General features: G+C 72.3%; 16 protein-coding genes and 2 pseudogenes. 6 read left to right on the plus strand and 12 right to left on the minus strand.

Annotation, left to right across the window (positions count from 1 at the left end):
* Window positions 1-191 precede the first annotated feature (191 nt).
* Window positions 192-1,055, plus strand: coding sequence for a bifunctional 5,10-methylenetetrahydrofolate dehydrogenase/5,10-methenyltetrahydrofolate cyclohydrolase (locus ACZ63F_RS02410; RefSeq protein WP_469707918.1), 864 nt, complete (start codon window positions 192-194; stop codon window positions 1,053-1,055).
* A gap of 232 nt (window positions 1,056-1,287) precedes the next feature.
* The gene (locus ACZ63F_RS02415) at window positions 1,288-2,214 is read left to right on the plus strand and encodes a LacI family DNA-binding transcriptional regulator (RefSeq protein WP_469707919.1); all 927 of its coding nucleotides are present in this window, start codon (window positions 1,288-1,290) and stop codon (window positions 2,212-2,214) included.
* 191 nt (window positions 2,215-2,405) lie between these two features.
* Here the strand turns inward: ACZ63F_RS02415 and ACZ63F_RS02420 are convergent, their stop codons facing one another.
* Window positions 2,406-2,801 (minus strand): DUF2267 domain-containing protein, encoded by a 396-nt coding sequence (locus tag ACZ63F_RS02420; RefSeq protein ID WP_469707920.1) that lies wholly within the window; start codon window positions 2,799-2,801, stop codon window positions 2,406-2,408.
* Window positions 2,802-2,899: 98 nt separating this feature from the next.
* Window positions 2,900-3,331, minus strand: a complete 432-nt coding sequence (locus ACZ63F_RS02425; RefSeq protein WP_469707922.1) for an Hsp20/alpha crystallin family protein — start codon at window positions 3,329-3,331, stop codon at window positions 2,900-2,902.
* 128 nt (window positions 3,332-3,459) lie between these two features.
* Here ACZ63F_RS02425 and ACZ63F_RS02430 point away from each other — a divergent pair.
* Window positions 3,460-4,028: pseudogene (locus tag ACZ63F_RS02430) on the plus strand (type III effector protein).
* Here ACZ63F_RS02430 and ACZ63F_RS02435 read toward each other — a convergent pair.
* Window positions 3,997-4,227, minus strand: a complete 231-nt coding sequence (locus ACZ63F_RS02435; protein ID WP_469707925.1) for a DUF6480 family protein — start codon at window positions 4,225-4,227, stop codon at window positions 3,997-3,999. The pseudogene ACZ63F_RS02430 and the gene ACZ63F_RS02435 overlap by 32 nt on opposite strands.
* Window positions 4,228-4,573: 346 nt before the next feature.
* On the opposite strand from ACZ63F_RS02435, the gene ACZ63F_RS02440 reads away from it, so the two are divergent.
* A complete protein-coding gene (locus ACZ63F_RS02440) occupies window positions 4,574-5,452 on the plus strand; it encodes an SDR family oxidoreductase (RefSeq protein WP_469707927.1) in 879 nt (292 codons plus the stop codon).
* Window positions 5,453-5,731: 279 nt separating this feature from the next.
* Here ACZ63F_RS02440 and ACZ63F_RS02445 read toward each other — a convergent pair whose 3' ends face one another.
* The 5 genes and pseudogenes from ACZ63F_RS02445 to ACZ63F_RS02465 form a co-directional block, all read right to left on the minus strand.
* On the minus strand, window positions 5,732-6,625 hold the full coding sequence (locus ACZ63F_RS02445; RefSeq protein WP_469707930.1) for a glycosyltransferase family 2 protein: 894 nt from the start codon (window positions 6,623-6,625) through the stop codon (window positions 5,732-5,734).
* Window positions 6,610-7,653: a glycosyltransferase gene (locus ACZ63F_RS02450; protein ID WP_469707932.1), complete on the minus strand. Its 1,044-nt coding sequence runs from the start codon at window positions 7,651-7,653 to the stop codon at window positions 6,610-6,612. Before ACZ63F_RS02450 ends, ACZ63F_RS02445 begins: the two co-directional genes overlap by 16 nt.
* The gene (locus ACZ63F_RS02455) at window positions 7,650-8,720 is read right to left on the minus strand and encodes a glycosyltransferase family 4 protein (protein WP_469707933.1); all 1,071 of its coding nucleotides are present in this window, start codon (window positions 8,718-8,720) and stop codon (window positions 7,650-7,652) included. The genes ACZ63F_RS02450 and ACZ63F_RS02455 overlap by 4 nt, the downstream gene beginning before the upstream one ends.
* Window positions 8,717-9,829 (minus strand): glycosyltransferase, encoded by a 1,113-nt coding sequence (locus ACZ63F_RS02460; protein WP_469707935.1) that lies wholly within the window; start codon window positions 9,827-9,829, stop codon window positions 8,717-8,719. Before ACZ63F_RS02460 ends, ACZ63F_RS02455 begins: the two co-directional genes overlap by 4 nt.
* A gap of 136 nt (window positions 9,830-9,965) precedes the next feature.
* Window positions 9,966-10,091 (minus strand): annotated as a pseudogene (locus ACZ63F_RS02465) (antitermination regulator); the annotation flags it as partial.
* Window positions 10,092-10,289: 198 nt separating this feature from the next.
* On the opposite strand from ACZ63F_RS02465, the gene ACZ63F_RS02470 reads away from it, so the two are divergent.
* Window positions 10,290-10,598, plus strand: coding sequence for a hypothetical protein (locus tag ACZ63F_RS02470; RefSeq protein WP_469707937.1), 309 nt, complete (start codon window positions 10,290-10,292; stop codon window positions 10,596-10,598).
* 85 nt (window positions 10,599-10,683) lie between these two features.
* Window positions 10,684-11,568: a hypothetical protein gene (locus ACZ63F_RS02475; RefSeq protein ID WP_469707939.1), complete on the plus strand. Its 885-nt coding sequence runs from the start codon at window positions 10,684-10,686 to the stop codon at window positions 11,566-11,568.
* Between the two features lie 374 nt (window positions 11,569-11,942).
* Here ACZ63F_RS02475 and ACZ63F_RS02480 read toward each other — a convergent pair whose 3' ends face one another.
* The 4 genes from ACZ63F_RS02480 to ACZ63F_RS02495 form a co-directional block, all read right to left on the minus strand.
* Window positions 11,943-12,224, minus strand: a complete 282-nt coding sequence (locus ACZ63F_RS02480) for an SHOCT domain-containing protein (RefSeq protein WP_469709293.1) — start codon at window positions 12,222-12,224, stop codon at window positions 11,943-11,945.
* A gap of 261 nt (window positions 12,225-12,485) precedes the next feature.
* On the minus strand, window positions 12,486-13,142 hold the full coding sequence (locus ACZ63F_RS02485; RefSeq protein ID WP_469707941.1) for a potassium channel family protein: 657 nt from the start codon (window positions 13,140-13,142) through the stop codon (window positions 12,486-12,488).
* Window positions 13,139-13,798 (minus strand): potassium channel family protein, encoded by a 660-nt coding sequence (locus tag ACZ63F_RS02490; protein ID WP_469707943.1) that lies wholly within the window; start codon window positions 13,796-13,798, stop codon window positions 13,139-13,141. The genes ACZ63F_RS02485 and ACZ63F_RS02490 overlap by 4 nt, the downstream gene beginning before the upstream one ends.
* A complete protein-coding gene (locus ACZ63F_RS02495; protein WP_469707945.1) occupies window positions 13,795-16,665 on the minus strand; it encodes a cation-translocating P-type ATPase in 2,871 nt (956 codons plus the stop codon). Before ACZ63F_RS02495 ends, ACZ63F_RS02490 begins: the two co-directional genes overlap by 4 nt.
* Window positions 16,666-16,855 lie beyond the last annotated feature (190 nt).

The raw sequence follows: 16,855 nt of genomic DNA on the forward strand, positions 1-16,855 counted from the left end.
AGCCACCCACCCCCCCCCCCCCCCCCCCCCCCGCCGACCCCCCCCCCCCCCCCCCCTCCCCTCCCTTCCCTCCCCCCCCCCCCCCCCCCCCCACCCCCCCCGGCGCCGTACAGCCGAGGTCACACCGACCGCACGCAGCACCCTCCCACCCGGGCGAATCGTTCCTCACGACAAGAAAGCGGTTCGCCACTATGACAACCACGATCGACGGCAGCGGGATCGCCCGGCGGATCCGGGCACGGGTCGCCGAGGAGGTCGCCGGAGCGGCCGGTTCGGGCATGGTCCCAGGGCTCGCGACCGTCCTCGTCGGCGACGACCCGGCCAGCGCCGTGTACGTCGCCGCCAAACGCCGCGCCATCAGGGAGGCCGGCATGCGCGACTTCCACCGCCACCTCGCCCAGGACGCCACCCACGACGACGTGGCCGCCGTCATCGACGAACTGGCCGCCGACCCGGAGGTCTCCGGCATCCTGCTCCAACTCCCGCTGCCCGCACACCTGGACGCGGCCCGCCTCATCGACCGCATCCCCGTCACCAAGGACGTCGACGGTCTCACCACCGCCAGTCTCGGCCGCCTCGCCCGCGGCGAACGGGGCCTGCGCCCGTGCACCCCCAGCGGCGTCATCGAACTCCTCGACGCCGAGGCCATTCCCCTCCGGGGCGCCCACGTCGCGGTGGTCGGCTGGGGCGAGCTCGTCGGCAGACCCCTGACCCACCTGCTGCTGCGGCGCGGGGCGACCGTGTCCGTCGCCCACGAGCACACCACCGACCTCGCGGCCGTCACCCGGCCCGCCGACATCGTCGTGGTCGCCACCGGCGTGCGCGGGCTCGTCGGACCCGAACACGTCCGGCCCGGTGCCGTCGTCATCGACGTCGGCATCCACCGCACACCCGCCGGACTGACCGGCGACGTCCGCTCCGACGAACTCGACGGCATCGCCGACCGCATCACCCCGGTCCCCGGCGGCGTCGGCCCCATGACCATCGCCATGCTCCTGGTCAACACCGTGCGCGCCGCCCAGTGGGGTGCCGAGCGCAGGGCTGTCGCGGTGTAGGGCCCGGCGGGCGGGGTTCCGCGGGTCCGCGACGATCACTGTTGCCGGCCCGTCCGGAGAGCTGCCGGCGGTCGGGACTCGGGGAGATGCGGCGTGCCCCGGACACAGCGCTGAAACGATCTAGCGGCGTAGGGTAGCGCCAGATGCTTAATCGTTCTAGAGCCCGGACACGGTCTTTCGCCGAAGGCGTCGGCCGGGGGCGATTCGGTCCACTGAGAGGGAGAGAGCCGGCATGGGCCGTTCGGGCCGGGTGACCCTGACCGACGTGGCGAAGGCGTCCGGGGTGTCGCGGGCGACGGTGAGCTTCGTTCTCAACGACGACCCCCGGCAGACGATCTCCACCGCGACCAGGGAACGGGTCGTGGAGGCCGCCCGGGAGCTGGGGTACGTCCCGCACGGCATCGCCCGTGCGCTGCGCGAGGGGTCTTCGCGCATCGTCGTGCTCAACGTCGACTGGGGCATGGAGGGGAACTTCTCGCGCAGCTATGTCCGGGGCCTGGACGAGGAGTTGGCCGAGCACGACCATATCCTGCTGGTCCGGCACGGGCACGCGATCCCGGAGGCAACGCAGAAGGTCCTGGACACCATCGCGCCGCGGGCGGTGCTGCGGCTCGGCGAGGTCTACATGCGGGGGCAGGAGCCTGCCGAGGAGGACTGGGAGAGCGGCTTCGCCTTCAACGCCGCGCTGCAGATCGGCCACCTCGCCGAGCGGGGGCACTCCCGGATCGCGATGGCCCTGCCGGACCACGACTTCCCGCTGACCGAGACGCGGCTCGGCTTCGCCCGGGAGGCCGCCCACCGGCTCGGGCTGCCTCCCCTGGAGCGATTCGTCGTGCCGCGGCCCCGGGCGGCGGGCGCTGCAGCCGTCGAGGCGTTCCTGGCCGCTCACCCGCGGCTGACCGCGCTGGCCGCCTTCGACGACGACATCGCGCTGCGGGCGCTGACCGCCCTGCGCGACCTCGGACTGCGGGTGCCCGAGGACGTGGCCGTGATCGGCTTCGACGAGATCGAGTACGGCGCCCTCTCCACGCCGGCGCTCACCACCGTCCACATCGATGCCGAGATCCTCGGACGCATCGCCGCTCGCCACGCCCTGGGCATCGACGCCGGGGGGTTGGCGCCCGTTCCGGGCCGGATCGTGGTCCGCGCGTCGGTGTGACCGTCGTCGCGGTTGCCGCCGTGACCGGACGAACCGAGGAAGCGCCTTCACGATTCAGCTGCCTCGGACGTTTCCGCCCCGGGCCGGTCGTTCTCGCCCGGCACCGCCGACGGACGTTTCCGCACCGGCCCCTGGCGTAACCCGGAGCAGCCGGGCGGGTGGTGCCGCTGGTGCGGCGCCACCCGTCATGGTCAGGCGGGCTGGGGGCGGCCGAAGAGAAGGTCGTAGCCGGCGGGGAGCTGGAGCAGGATCTGGCCCAGCAGGTCGTCGCCGGCGGCGTCGGCGACGGTGGACAGCACGGCGCTGACGTCCCAGGCCGCGGTCTGCTCGGTAGCGCCTTCGATCCAGGCGGCGGTTGCCCGGACGAAACGCTCCGGAGGCAGCGGTTCGGCACTCTGGAGCGGGTTGAGCAGGATCAGGGCGAAGCCTTCCGGCAGGCGCGCCGCGAGCTGGGCGCGGACGTCGCCGACCAGATGCGCGCCGAGCAGCGCGAGCACCACGCGGGCTGCCCGCTCGGCTTCCTCCGCCGTGCCGTATTCGCCGCGTTCCTTCACTTGGCCGAGGAACGCTTCGCGTCGCAGGGTCATCTCAGCCGCCACCCCTTCCTCTTCGGGCTGCTTGGGGGGTGCGGAGGGCGGGGGAGGGGAGATCGGGGGCCCGCCCCTCCGCACCCGTCCGGCCGGTGTCAGCCGGAGATCTCCTTGCGGTCGGAGCCGACGTCGATGGAGATCTTGCGGGGCTTGGCGCGCTCGGCGATCGGGATGCGCAGGGTGAGCACGCCCGCCTCGTAGTCCGCCTTGATGTGCTCGGTGTCCAGGGTGTCGGCGAGCACGATCTGGCGGGAGAAGACGCCGAGCGGCCGCTCGGACAGCTCCATCTGCACGTCGTCGGCCTTCGCGACCGGCCGGCGCTCGGCCTTGACGGTGAGCATGTTCCGTTCGACGTCGATGTCGATCGCGTCCGCGGTGACACCGGGCACGTCGAAGGCCACGACGTACTCCTCGCCCTCGCGGTAGGCGTCCATCGGCATCGGCGACGGGCGGGACCAGGTGCCGGGGCCCATCAGCTGCTGTGCCAGCCGGTCCAGCTCACGGAAGGGGTCGGTGCGCATCAACATCGTGAAAACACCTCCAGCGGGTTCAGGCAGTTGCTGCCAATGCGCCTCACGAACACCGTTGTAACACGTCATCCGATGGATGACAAACACGACGTCGTCCAAGTGATGACAACCGGAAGGAGGTGCCCGTGACCGCGGCCGACCAGCCGTCCACGACTGGCGCGAACGCCCACAGCCGGCGTCGTTCCTCGCCGCCGCGGCGGCCCTGAACGCCATCGACGACGCGCTGCGCGATGCCCAGCACGAGATCCCCGACGCCGCGGGCCCCGGTCCCGAGCAGGCGCTGGCCTCCCTGATGCTGCTGCGGCAGGTGCGCGAGCGGCTCGCCGGCTGGGAGACCGGCCTGATCGAGACCGCCCGCGACGCGGGCGCGAGCTGGGCCGACCTCGCCCAGCCTCTCGGCGTCGCAAGCCGCCAGGCCGCCGAACGCCGCTACCTGCGCGGCCGCCCCGGACCGGCAGGGACCACCGGAGAGCGGCGCGTGACGGCCACCCGCCAGGCCCGGGCCGCCGAACGCACCACCGCCACCTGGGCCCGCGCCAACGCGGCCGACCTGCGCCGTCCCGCCGGCCAGATCACCGCCCTCACCGACCTGACCGCCGCCGCCCGCCGCCCTCTCGGCGAGCTCCACGCGGCCCTCGCATCCGGGCCGGCACCGTGCATCGCTACCCGATCAGTGCCACCACCATCGCGATGAGGCCGATCGCGACCAGCAGCACCACGGCCCCGATGAGGACGAGTGGCAAGGCCGCCCACCCCTTGCGCGGCTCGGGCGGCTCGGGATAGGAGATGCCGGAGGAGGTGCTTCCCTCAGCGGGTGGAGTTTCACCTGGTGGCACACCGTCGCCCGGTGTGAGTCCGGGGGTTCGGCCCGGTGCAGGATCAGGAGTCGTCATGACACGGACTCCTCTCGGATCTCGTTGGACCGCGGCGGTGGGCCACGGATTGCGGGCGTTGCGTCCTTGCGTCTTTGCACATGAACTCGGCATTTCGAGTTTCCATCGCCTATGCGGCCAAACGGTGACATCATCCCCCTTCCCTCGCCGGTACCCGCGCGGGGGGCAGGGACCGTGGAACTCCCACCCGACCGTCGACAAGCCCGAATGGATCAACTGGTCCCGGGCACTCAGCCCTGAGCGGACGGAATGCCCACTGCGCAGCCATAAGGGCGCGTCGGCATGCGAGCGGACGTACAGGAAAAGCCCAGCGTGTCCGTCGCAGCCCGGGAGGAAGGACGATCCGATGTCTGACACATCACGCTCCCAGCCCCGGCAGCCTGCACCGGACTTTCCGGAGCAGGACCAGGAGCATCCCGGGTGGACGGGTCCCATGGACCCGCCACCGGATCACGGCGAGGACTCCTACCGGGGCGCGGGACGGCTCCAGGATCGCAAGGCGGTGCTGACGGGCGGCGACTCGGGCATCGGGCGCGCCGTCGCGCTGGCCTTCGCTCGTGAGGGCGCCGACGTGCTGTTCACCTACCTGCCCGAGGAGGGCGACGAGGCAGCGGAGACCACGCGGCTCGTCAAGGACGCGGGCCGCACGGCGGTGGCCGTGCCCTGCGACATCCGGGAGGAGGAGCAGTGCCGGCGGCTGGTCGCCCGGGCGGTGGAGGAATGGGGCCGCATCGACATCCTCGTCAACAACGCGGCCTACCAGATGTCGCAGCCGGACGGCATCGCCGCGATCACCACCGAGCAGTTCGACCGCGTGGTGCGCACCAACCTGTACGGCATGTTCTGGCTGTCGAAGATGGCGCTGCCGCACATTCCCCGGGGCGGTTCCATCATCAACACCACCTCGGTCCAGGCCTACCAGCCCAGCCCTCACCTGCTGGACTACGCCATGACCAAGGGGGCCATCGTGACCTTCACCAAGGGGCTGGCCCAGATGGTCGCCGCCGACGGAGTCCGCGTCAACGCCGTCGCACCGGGGCCGGTCTGGACCCCGCTGATCCCGGCAACGCTTCCGGACACGACGGAGTTCGGAAAGCAGTCACCCATGGGTCGCCCCGCCCAGCCCGCGGAGATGGCTCCCGCGTATGTCTTCCTCGCCTCTGCGGAGGCGAGCTACGTCACCGCGGAGATCGTCAACGCCACCGGCGGGTCCCCGCTGCCGTAGTGCGCCAGGTGTGCGGAAACCGGCACGGAGCCGGCGCCGCGGCTGCGGTGGCCTGGTGGGACTGGTAGAAGCCCTGGAGGACGGGGGACAGCAGGCGCTTGGCACCGCCGAAGATCTTCGCTGCCTCGGTGCTCTCTCGGGCGGGTCGGTGCTCTCTCGGGCGGGTACGTCACAGATGCGGGCAGCCCGGGCCGGGGCGGTGTTCGGCGACGCGTTCGGCGAGTTCCTCGATGCCGAGGTGTGCGCTTCGACGAAGTCGCGGTCGAACGGGCCACCGCGTCAGTGATCGCCCGCACCCAGGTCGGCGCCGGCCACCTCGGCGGTCCGCGTCACGGGCTTGCCGGTGCGGTGCCAGGTGTCGGTGGTGGCGTCGTGGCGGATCAATCCGAGGCGGGCGAAGTCGAGCAGCCAGTTCTCCATGGGCCAGCTGCCCCAGCGCCGGTGGAACACAGCTCCGTTGCGCAGAATGTCGTCCAGGTGCTCCACCGGGGGGTGGCTGACCGGGTGGTACTGGTGATAGGCGGGGGCGCCTCCGACCCACCACAGGTTCACACCTCGTGCCGCGGCGGTGCGGGCGAAGTCCGTGTCCTCTCCGCCGTAACCGGTGTAGTCCTCGCAGAAGCCGCCTGTGTGTCGCCAGGTATCAGCGGTCAGAGCGAACGACAGGGACCAGAAGAGCCGGTGATCGCCGCCGCGCAGGATCTCGCCGTCGGCCGGGCTCGGCCGTCCTGGATGTGGCGGCGCCAACTCGGGCAGTTCCTCCAGTCGATACCCGCTCGGTGGCGGCGGGGGCAGGTAGGCGACGATGCCACAGAGCAGGGCGCGGTCGCCGGTTGCCTCGGCGATGGCGGCCGTGTCGGTGTAGCGGCGGAGCAGGGTCCGCCCTGGAACGCAGTCCACGTCGAGGAAGACCAGCAGTTCAGCGCCGGCGGCCAGAGCTCGTCGGGCACCGACGTTGCGAGCGGTGGCGAGCGGCAACCGGCCGGCGGCCAGCTTCACCGTGGTCACGTCGGCGTCCGGTGACCGGTCTCGGACGACCTCGGCGACATCCGGGTCGTCGAGGGTGACCACGACGTAATGGTCCGGGTGGTGCGTGCCGTCGGCCAGCCCACGCTGCTGGAGCGCCAGATGCCGGTGCCGCCCCGCAACCAGGGTGATCACCGCCGTACGCATGAGGAACCCTCCTGGGCCGGCGGGACCGAGCTCCCCGGCGGCCCGTAACGGGTTGCCAAGGTGTCGATCAGCCGAGCGGCGAGAGCGGCGCCGTCGCCGGGCGCCCACCGGTCCCAGCGCTCGCCGCCTGCTTGTCGCGCCCGCGCGAGCAGCGCGGGCCAGTCCTGTGGCTCCGGCCAGGTGTCGCACACGGTGGCCAGCGAAGCGGCCGTCAGCGCACGAGCGGTGGCATGCTGTTCGCCGTGTGGCCGGGTCTGCGGGACGACCACGGCGGGGACGCGGGCGGCGGCACACTCGGCGATGGCGTTCTGCCCGGCATGCGTGACGACCACGTCGGCCCGGCACAGCAGCGGCCACGGGTCCTCCACCCAGCCGGCGGCTCCCCCCAGTACGGTCCACTTCCAGCCGGGTGTGGCCTCCGCCGCCTTGCGCACGTCAGCCTCATCCACGTCCGCGCCCCCGGCTCCCAGCATCAGCAGTACTTCGCCACCGTTCCCGGGCCGCTCCGGCCGCTCCCGGCCGTCGTAGCGGGAAAAGGCCCCCGTGTGCGTCGTCTTGGCATACCAGCCGACGGGCCAGCCCGGCTCGGCGGCCAGCGCCGGCCAAGGGGCCAGGAGGGCTTCGGCGAGGTCGTAGGCGAGACGATGGCCGGGGTCGCCGCGCTCGCCACGCATGGCGGCCACCACGACGGGGACGCCCATGAGCCGGCCGAGTGCGGCCACTTCGACGGAGACGTCGCAGACCAGGAGTTCCGGGTCGGCCCGCTCGATCCAGTGCGCGATGTCCGCCATACGGGTGCGGAGCCCCGGGTGGCGTCGCGGAACCCAGTGCAGCCGGCCGTGCGCCGTCGGGTCTGCCGCAGCGGTCTCCGGCCCGGCGTCCGGTGCCAGCCGGACCCAGTCGCCGCTCCAGTCGGTGGGCCGAGGCAGACAGGACATGCCGGTGATCGACGTCCGCGCGTGCCGGGCCACGCAGCGTGCGCGGTGCAGGTGGCCGAGGCCGTGGTGGTGGACGTAGTAGCCGATCATGTGACCAGCTCCTCGTAGAGCGCGCCGTACTGGTCGGCCATCACCTCGAGCGAACAGAAGCGTTCGGCGCGCTCCCGGGCGGCCCCGCGGTCCAACCGCACGACCTGTGGGATCAGTTCGGCAAGAGCGGTGGTGTCCCCGGCCGGGGCGAGGAGTCCGCACCCGGGATCGAGGATCTCGCGCAACGCCCCTCGGTCGAAGCCGCCCACCGGGGTGCCACAGGCCAGGGCCTCGGCCACGACCAGCCCGTACGGCTCGTCCCAGCACGGCGTGACGAGCGCGGCGCATGCACCGCCCACCAGGCTCGCAAGCCGACGGCGGTCCAGATGCCCGACGTAGTCGACACCGTCGCCGAGCTGAGGCTCGACGTAATCGGTGAAGTACCGCAGGTCGCCTATCGGGCCGACCAGTCGCAGGGGAAAACCGGCCTTGCGGGCCGCCTCGGCCGCCAGATGGGGGCCCTTCTCGGGAACCAGCCGTCCCGACCACACCAGGTAGGTTCCACCCGGGCCCTGAGACCATGCGCGGGTGTCGACGCCGTTGCGCACGATCCGTGCCGCGGGCACGGTGGGCCGCCAGGCACGTGCGGTATGGGCGCTGACGGCCGTGAACGTGACCGGGCAGTGCTGACGTGTCTGAATGGCCGATTCCAGCCAGGGGGTGGGCGGGGTGTGCAGCGTGGTCACCACCGGCAGGGGCACGGTCGCGGCCATCGCTATCGGCAGGTAGTGCAGGCTGTTGTTGTGCACCAGGTCGAAGCGCTTGCCGCCGTTCTCGGACAAGTCCAGCATGAGCCGCAAATAGGCGTGGTGTTCGTCCATCCACTGGGGGTCGGGCATGCTGACATCGGCACGGGCAGCGGTGCTGAGCGCCGCCCGGTGAACCGGCAGTTCGTCCAGATCCAGCATCGGGTCCGATCCCGGCGCGGCGAACAGGCCCACGCGGTGGCCGCGGGCGGTGAGCGTTCTGGCAAGCGTCCAGGTGTGTGCCTCCAGCCCGCCCGCGAAGGGTTCCCGGACGGGGTACCGGGCGGATGCGATCAGGGCGATGCGCAGGGCCGCGGTCACTCCAACAACTCCCTGTACAGGGCGCGGTGGGCGTCGCCCACGCGGACGCGTTCGGCTTCCCGGCCGGCCACTGTGGCCCGCCAGGCCGGCCGGGTGCGGTAGGCGGTCACCACCGCGTCGCGCAGCGACTCTTCGTCCAGGCCCTCACGCTGGGTATGCCCGTAGGACAGGCAAGGACGCTGCTGGGAGTAGAAACCGCAGCTCGGAGCGATGACAGCGGTACCGAGGTCGTGGCACGCCTCCAGCCAGCCGGAATGGGTACCGAAGGTGTACGGCAGCACCGACACGTCCAAGGCGCTCAGATAGTCCCACAGTCGGTCGTCGTCGAAGTAGTCGTGGACCTGCAGCGTCAACCGGCCGCGCGCGGCGAGCGTTTCCAGTTCGGTCAGGGCGTCCGGGCTGTACGCGTGCGCGGACGGGTCGCCGACTTCGCGGTGAATGTTCACCAGCAGCTCGGCACCGGGCAGTTCGGACATCGCCTCACTGAGCGCTGTCACCACAGGCAGGACGGCCATGTTCGGACGCAGGCTCTTGGCGTGTACTCCCACCCGAAAACCTGGCCGTCTCGGCCGTGCACGCGCCAGGCGAGAGAGTTCCACCACATGAGGATGCGGTAGTACCTTCGCCGTACGGCCCCAGCGCCGGGCGATCTCGTCCGCGGCGCCCGGGGTGAGGGTGATCAGCTGGTCCGCATGGGCAACCAGAACGTCGAGAGCGGCGAGATGCGGCGCCGGATCTGCCTGATGCGGGTTGCGCAGGTCGTGCACGGTGTAGACCAACGGCTTGCCGTGCCGGTGCAAGGCGTCGACGAGTCCACGGAGTGCGTCGGGCCCCTGCGCGTCGAACCCGAAATGCAGATGGAACACGTCGAACCGATCTTGGTGGCGGGCGACCCAGGCCGGATCCAGCATGACCGGGGGCCACCAGCGCTGAGATGTACTGGGCGCGCCGTTGGGCCGGGGATCCGCGAGACGCACCACTCCGTCCGCTCCGTGGGGATCGGCGCAGTGCCGGACGTACACGTGGCCGGCAGGCACGGAGGCGACACGCACCGTGCGGCCTGGCTGTTTCGTGCCCGGAAAGAGGGGGCCGGCGAGTTGTTCCTTCATCTGCACAGCACTCCTCATCTGGCACAAAAGCCTCAGAAGCGCCGGGTACCCCTGCCCCACCCACGTAGGCAACCTTCACACTCCGGCAGCAAGGGCATACGAACGGCTGCGGCTCTCTCCCGGCCCCCTGGTGCGCCATGAGGACGCCCATGGCCTCGCCGACGGTGTGGCGGGTGGCGACGGCCTGCGCCGTCCGGGCGCGGGTGCGGGCGGTGGAGAGGGCGACCGGGGCATGGGAGGCCGGCAGCACCCCGGCCGTCTCGGGTGTAATCGGCGAGTCCGCTGGCTGCGGCCCTGAGTCCGGCGCAGGATGCTGCGCGTGACCCATGGTTTTGGCTGGAGCCCGCTGGATCCGCAGGGCCGTACGCCAGCAGACGCTCGGGAGCATCCAGGCTTCGCCGACCCGCGTACGTGCGGCGGCGGGACGTGATCGTGGCTGCCGCCGACGGACACCGAGTCGGTGCCCCCTCGCCGCGCGTTTCACGGGGCCTCGCTGCTGTCGTCGTACGGGGAGCCGGCCCGCTTCGCGCAGGCGGAGATCCGGCAGCGGAACATCCCCGACCTGGTCCGGGTGCCGTACCAGGTGGCCGGGTATCAGCCCGTGCTGTTCGCCGCAGGCTCCCTCGCGCAGACCGGCGACGCCCTGCACGCGTTCCTCGACGACTTCGACGAGAACACCCGCGACCGCCACGGCCCACCGCCGTTGTCCGCCCGCGGCTTCCTGGGCCGCCCCGGCCAGGACCGGTCTGCCGCACCGGGCCGGGCGTGACCTCAGCGTGCCTGCTGGTGGGCGGGTTGGAGGTGGGGAAACGCTGAACGCGCGCAAAGGCCGCCGGGGCGGCGCAGGACACGACGTGGAGTCCGTCCTCGACGAGCTGTACGTCACGCCGCCGTCCGACTTCGTCGCCCGGCGGCAGACACTGGCCGCCGCCGCGAGAACAGCCGGCCGGCCGGACGACGCCCGCAGGATCCAAGCCGCCCGCCGCCCCACCCTCGCGGCCTGGGCGGCCAACCTGCTGCTGCGCTCCCAGCCAGAAGACAGCCGGCAGTTCCTCGAACTGGGACAGGCACTGCGCGAGGCCTACCACGCCCTGGACGCCGACGGGCTCAAAGAGCTCTCCACGCAACGCCGCCGCGTCGTAGCCGCCCTGTCCCGGGAGACCGCCCAACTCGCCCGCGACGCCGGGCACCGGCTCTCGCAGTCGGTCCAGCAGGACCTCGAAGCGACTCTGCAAGCCGTGCTCGCCGATCCGGACGCCGCCGACCAGTGGGCGGCCGGCCGCCTGGTCAACGCCCTCACCCCGCCCTCGGACTTCAGCCTCAGCACTGCCCCGTCGGAAGATCGGCCCGGCTCCCGGGACCCCCCGGCGCCCTCGCCTCGGCCACGGGCTCCCAAGAACGAAGTCGCAGACCGGCGCCGCGCCCGCCAGGAGGAGCTTGCCCGGGCCAGGGAGGCGGCCGAGGTGGCCGAGCAGCGCCTGCGTGATGAGCGCGCCCGGCGAGAGGACGCCGACGCCGGGCTGCGGCAGGCGCGCGAGCGCACCGAGCAGGCCCGCCGGCGGATGTCTGCCGCCGAGGAACGGTTGCAGCAGGCGCGCGAGGAGGTTCAGCAAGCGGAGAACGACCAGGAGGAAGCAGACGAACAGAGCCGGTCCGCTGCCGATGTCGTTGCGCAGGCCGAGCGCGAGGCACAGGAGAGGGCGCAGCAGGTACGCCGCCTGACCGCCGGCACCGCATAGGCCGGCGTTGTCGGGTCAGCCGGGCGGAAGCGTTCGGCGGCTCGGCCGCCGGGGGCGGCCGTCCTCGACCACACCGCGAGCCTGACGCAGGCGGCCTGTCAACGGCCACGGGTTTGCCCCCGGTGGCGGACAGATCGCCCCGCGCACTGGCGGACACGGGGTCACGTCCCGCGGGGTGGTCGCGGCGGTGCTGTCGCCGCGGCGGAAGCTGAACTTCCACGGTTGCGCGTTGTGCATGGGCGGAGCGGCTGCGGCGTCTTCGACCAGGGCCGTCACGGTCCGTGTATCGAGGTCCGGGTGCGCCCAGCCGAGGAGGTCCGAGGACGAGCCGTTCCGCCCTGCGAGGGGCCTCTGGGCGGTGTCGCCGGACGTGGTCAGCTCTTGCTGGGACGGGGGCCGTCGTCGGCGCGCAGGACTGCCAGGCGGCGTCGGTATTCGTCCTCGTCGATCTCCCCGCGGGCGAAGCGTTCGGCGAGGACTCGCTCGGGCGTCGGACCCGTCGGCGGAGCGGTGGCGGTCGCCCCGCTGTCGGCCGACCGGGAAAGTGCCCGGAACAGCAGGACGCCGACGGCGACCAGCACGACCCAGAAGAGGATCACGCCGGCCGACATGGCCATCCAGCTCCATCCACCGGAGTCATGTCCGTACCACAGCATCACGGTCACTCGCTTCCTCGCGGCGACAGGACGAGGGTCTTCTCGTCCGTGGGCCCCCGTGGTCCTTGCGTCCCCCCTCCAGGGTGGGCCCCGTCCCCCTGCCCGGCATGGGCCGGAGGGGCCCTTCCACCCCGGGACGTTGGTCCTCGGCCGGCAGGGCGGTGGAGCGGGCTGTGTGCGGAACGGGTGCCCGGCTTACTCATGCCTCCAGGTTGTCCGTCCTGGTCAGGCGTTCGTGAGCGGGCGCCCGGACCGCGGTCGTCACTGGAAGGCGGCGTGGATCTCCTGTTCGGTGGCGGCGTGGGAGACGACGAGGAGCTCGTCGCCGGGCTGGAGACGCATCTCGAGGGCCGGGACGGTGGGCTGGCCGTCGCGGATGACGGTCGCGATGACGGCGCCCGCGGGCAGGCGGATCCCGGCGAGCGTACGGCCCACGGCACCGGATTCCGGCGTGATGGCGGTCTCGATGACGTCGACGCCCGCCTTGCTCAGCCGCAGCAGGGCGACGGTGTCGGTGGCGCCGGTGGCCTCCTCGATGAGGGAGATCAGGGGGGTGGCCGCGGGGACCGCGGTGTCCACTCCCCAGCTCTGGTCGAACAGCCACGTGTTCTCCGCGTCGTTGACCCGGGCCGCGACGCGCGGAACGGTGAACTGTCGCTTGGCCAGGAGGCTGATGACGAGGTTGTCCTCGTCCTCGCCGGTGGCCGCGACGACCAGGTCGGCGGTGAGTGCCCCGGCCTCCTCCAGGAAGGCCGGTTCACAGGCATCCCCGGCCAGCAGGCGCACGGCGAGATGGCCTTCGAGTTCGGCGACGCGGTCCTCGTCGACGTCGACGAGGGTGACGTCGTTGCGGGCGGCTGCGAGGACCTGGGCGATCTGGGTGCCCAGGCGCCCGGCGCCGGCGATGAGAGCCCTCATGTCCCCAACTCCCTGTCCAGGAAGCCGCGCAACCGCCCGAGTGCGGTGGCGGCGACGGCGAAGGTGACCAGGTCTCCCGGCTCGGCCGGGGTGCCGTGGCCGGGCACGAGCGAGCGACCCGCGCGGGTGACCTCCACGACGCGGATCTCGCCGTCGACGTCGCATTCGGTCAGGCGCCGCCCGGTGAGATGGTCGGGCAGCTGCGAGCGGACCAGCAGCGTCTCGCCGTTGCCGAAGGTGAGTTCGGGCGTGAGATGGCGGTGCAGCAGCGTCCGGTGGATCTCGTGCACCGTCCAGCGGACACTGGCGACGGTGGGGATGCCGAGGTCGCGGTAGATGTCGGCGCGGCGGGGGTCGTAGATACGGGCGAGGACGATCGGCACCCGGTACGACTCCTTGGCCGTCCGCGCGCTGACGATGTTGCTGTTGTCGCCGGAGGTGACGGCGACGAACGCGTCCGCGTGCTCGACTCCGGCTGCTTCGAGCACGGTGCGGCTGTAGGCGTTGCCCTCGTGGAACTGACCCGGGAATCCGGTGGGAAGGCGTCGGCGGGTCCGGGCGGACCGGTCGACGATCCGCACGTCATGGCCTTCGGTGACGAGCCGGGCCGCGAGTGTGGAGCCCACCCGGCCGCAGCCCGCGATGATCACTCTCATCGTGCTTCTCCTTTCGGACGGGTCGCCCAGGGTCGCCGCAGCCACCACTTGCGGGCTTCCTCCGCGGCCAGCAGCAGTGCGCCGAAAGCCGCGAGGGCCGCCCAGTCGGACGCGGTCAGCGGAGCCGTGTCGAAGAGGGACTGGAGCGGGGGCAGGTAGCTGATCGCCGCCATCAGGGCGATGCCGAAGCCGCCGGCGGCCAGCAGCCACGGGTTGGACAGCAGCCCGACCCGGAACACGCTCTGCCGGTCGGTGCGCACCGCGAGCGCGTTGAAGAACTGGCTGACCACGATGCCCGCCTGGACCATGGTGATCGCTTCCCGGTAGACGAGGTCGTGTCTGGTGAAGTCCGAGTACGGGATTCCGGAGGCGTGGATGTGCCAGAAGAACACGGCGGTCACGCCCAGGGCCTGGATGCCGCCGAGGAAGAGGATGCGTCCCATCACGGAGGTCGAGAAGAGCCGTTCGCGCCGGGAGCGCGGGGGGCGGTCCATGACGTCGGACTCCGGTGGCTCGGCGCCGAGCGCGAGCGCGGGCAGGACGTCGGAGCCGAGGTCGATGGCGAGGATCTGCACCGCGCTGATCGGCACCAGGGGGAACCCGGCGAAGGTCGCGGCCAGGATCGGGACGAGCTCGGCGATGTTGTGGCTGAACAGGTAGATCAGGAACTTGCGGATGTTCTGGTAGACGGACCGGCCGAGCCTGACCGCCGCCGCGATGGAGGCGAACGAGTCGTCCAGCAGCACCATCACCGCGGCCTCCCTGGCGACGTCTGTGCCCGAGGCGCCCATCGCGACACCGATGTCGGCGTGTTTGAGAGCGGGCGCGTCGTTGGCACCGTCGCCGGTCACGGCGACGACCTCGCCGCGTCGCTGCAAGGCGGTGACCACGCGCATCTTGTGTTCCGGGCTGACCCGGCACATCAGCAGCTCGTCGGGAACGGCCAGCAGCCGGTCCAGGGCGTCGTCGTCCAGGGCGTCGAGCCGGTCACCGGTCACCACGGTCGGTGCGGGCCCGGTGACGATGCCCACCCGGCGGGCGACGGCCTCCGCGGTCAGCGGGTGGTCCCCGGTGACCATGACGATACGGATACCGGCCCGTCGGCAGGCGGCGACCGCGTCGCTGACCTCGGGCCGGGGCGGGTCGAGCATGCCCACCAGCCCCAGGAGCGTCAGCTCCGACTCCGCTTCCTCCTGTGCCGGGTGCGGACCCGACACAGGACGCCACGCCGCGGCCAGCACGCGGAGCCCCTGCGACGCCAGCTCGTCGTTCGCGGCGATGACGGCGGCACGGAGTTCCTCGTTCAGCGGGCGCCGCTCTCCGCCCCAGTCGATCGTCGTGCAGCGGGCGAGCAGCTCCTGCGGCGCGCCCTTGACATAGGCGCGGTACCCGCGGCCGGCGTCACCGTGCACCGTGCTCATCAGCTTGCGGACCGAGTCGAAGGGGTACTCCGCCACCCGCGGGGCGGCGGCCTCCTCCGCGGCACGGTAGAGTCCCGCCTTGGCCGCCGCCACCAGCAGCGCGCCTTCGGTGGTGTCGCCGAGCACCCGCCAGCCCCGGTGCTCCGCCGGGGCGGACGTCCCGCCGTCGGCGGAGGGCGGGAGGAGCCGGGCGTTGGAGCACAGCGCGGACGCCCGCAGCAGATCCCCCACCGACCGGGGGTCGGCCACTTCGCCCTCGGGCGCGTACCCCACCCCGGACACCGGGTGCCGCACACCGCCGGCCCACGCCTGGACGACGGTCATCTCGGCCTGGGTGAGCGTTCCGGTCTTGTCCGTGCACACGACAGTGGTGGACCCCAGCGCCTCCACGGCGAGCAGCTGTTTGACCAGCGCGTGCCGACGGGCCATGCGCCGTACGCCGATCGCCAGCGAGACGGACAGCGTCGCGGGCAGACCCTCCGGCACAAGGGCCACCATCACCCCCAGGGAGAACACGAAGGTCTCGACGAACGGCTGCCCCGAGGGCAGCCGCACCGCGAACAGGGCGGCTCCGATCGCCAGCGCCGCCCCCGCCACCCGCCGGGCCATCGAGGCCACCTGGAGCTGCAGCGGGGTCTTCTGGCGCGTCGCCGAGGAGGCGAGCCGGAAGATCCCGCCGAACTCGGTCGCCGCGCCGGTGGCGAACACCACGGCCTTCGCGGAGCCCGCCACGACGTCGGTGCCCATGAACAGGCAGTTGCGCGCATCCAGCACCGGCCCGGCGGGCACCGGGTCGGAGGTACGGGCGACCGCGTCGCTCTCCCCGGTCAGCGCCGCGTTGTTGACGGAGACCTCGTGCGCCTCGACGAGGCGGCAGTCCGCAGGCACCGCGTCCCCGGCCTCCAGGACGACGACGTCCCCGGGCACGAGATCCCGCGCGGGCAGCTCCTGCCGCTCCCCGTCGCGCAGCACCCGGCAGGTGTGCGGGACCATGGCCTGCAGGGACTCCGCCGTCCGCTCCGCGGAGTACTCCTGGGCGAAGCCGATGCCCGCGTTCAGTACGACCACACCCGCGATCGCCACGGCCAGTTGCAGGGTGCCCGCCTCGCGGGGCTCCTGGAGCCCGTAGGCCAGGAAAGTGATCGCCGACGCGACCAGCAGGACGACCGCGAAGAGGTCGGTGAACTGTCCGGCCAGCTCCCGCCACAGGCTCCTGCGTCGCGCGGGCGGCAGTTCGTTGGGCCCGAACCGGTCCCGGCGCGCCGCCGCGTCCGCCGAGCCGAGGCCCCGAGCGGAGGCGTCAAGCGCGGTGAACACCTCCGGCGACGCCAGCGTCTGTACCGGCGGGCCGGGTGTCCGGGACGGACGCGTCTGCTCCGCGCCCCCGGTCGCGGCCGTCAGCACGGGAACTCCGGTGTCCACGGCCCACCGGTTCGGCCACTGCACGAACCGGGCCTCCGGCGCGAGCGCTGCCCTCGAACCGCCCGGGGGGAGCGGGACCCACTCATGACCGACACCTCCTGGGGCGGACGCCGTGCTCGTTCGGGCATGCTCGGTGACCCGGCTGCCGGGACGGCCGTCCGCCGGGTTCGCGAATGTGCGCACGCCGCCCCGGCGACGCTCCGGGCCGGCCCCT

The organism is Streptomyces sp. NPDC104761 (assembly GCF_055583445.1).

Excerpts from the sequence above, each read along its gene's own strand:
- ACZ63F_RS02410 (WP_469707918.1), top strand. The coding sequence starts at position 192 with ATGACAACCACGATCGACGGCAGCGGGATCGCCCGGCGGATCCGGGCA.
- ACZ63F_RS02415 (WP_469707919.1), top strand. The coding sequence starts at position 1,288 with ATGGGCCGTTCGGGCCGGGTGACCCTGACCGACGTGGCGAAGGCGTCC.
- ACZ63F_RS02420 (WP_469707920.1), bottom strand. The coding sequence starts at position 2,801 with ATGACCCTGCGACGCGAAGCGTTCCTCGGCCAAGTGAAGGAACGCGGC.
- ACZ63F_RS02425 (WP_469707922.1), bottom strand. The coding sequence starts at position 3,331 with ATGTTGATGCGCACCGACCCCTTCCGTGAGCTGGACCGGCTGGCACAG.
- ACZ63F_RS02435 (WP_469707925.1), bottom strand. The coding sequence starts at position 4,227 with ATGACGACTCCTGATCCTGCACCGGGCCGAACCCCCGGACTCACACCG.
- ACZ63F_RS02440 (WP_469707927.1), top strand. The coding sequence starts at position 4,574 with ATGTCTGACACATCACGCTCCCAGCCCCGGCAGCCTGCACCGGACTTT.
- ACZ63F_RS02445 (WP_469707930.1), bottom strand. The coding sequence starts at position 6,625 with ATGCGTACGGCGGTGATCACCCTGGTTGCGGGGCGGCACCGGCATCTG.
- ACZ63F_RS02450 (WP_469707932.1), bottom strand. The coding sequence starts at position 7,653 with ATGATCGGCTACTACGTCCACCACCACGGCCTCGGCCACCTGCACCGC.
- ACZ63F_RS02460 (WP_469707935.1), bottom strand. The coding sequence starts at position 9,829 with ATGAAGGAACAACTCGCCGGCCCCCTCTTTCCGGGCACGAAACAGCCA.
- ACZ63F_RS02480 (WP_469709293.1), bottom strand. The coding sequence starts at position 12,224 with ATGCTGTGGTACGGACATGACTCCGGTGGATGGAGCTGGATGGCCATG.
- ACZ63F_RS02485 (WP_469707941.1), bottom strand. The coding sequence starts at position 13,142 with ATGAGGGCTCTCATCGCCGGCGCCGGGCGCCTGGGCACCCAGATCGCC.
- ACZ63F_RS02490 (WP_469707943.1), bottom strand. The coding sequence starts at position 13,798 with ATGAGAGTGATCATCGCGGGCTGCGGCCGGGTGGGCTCCACACTCGCG.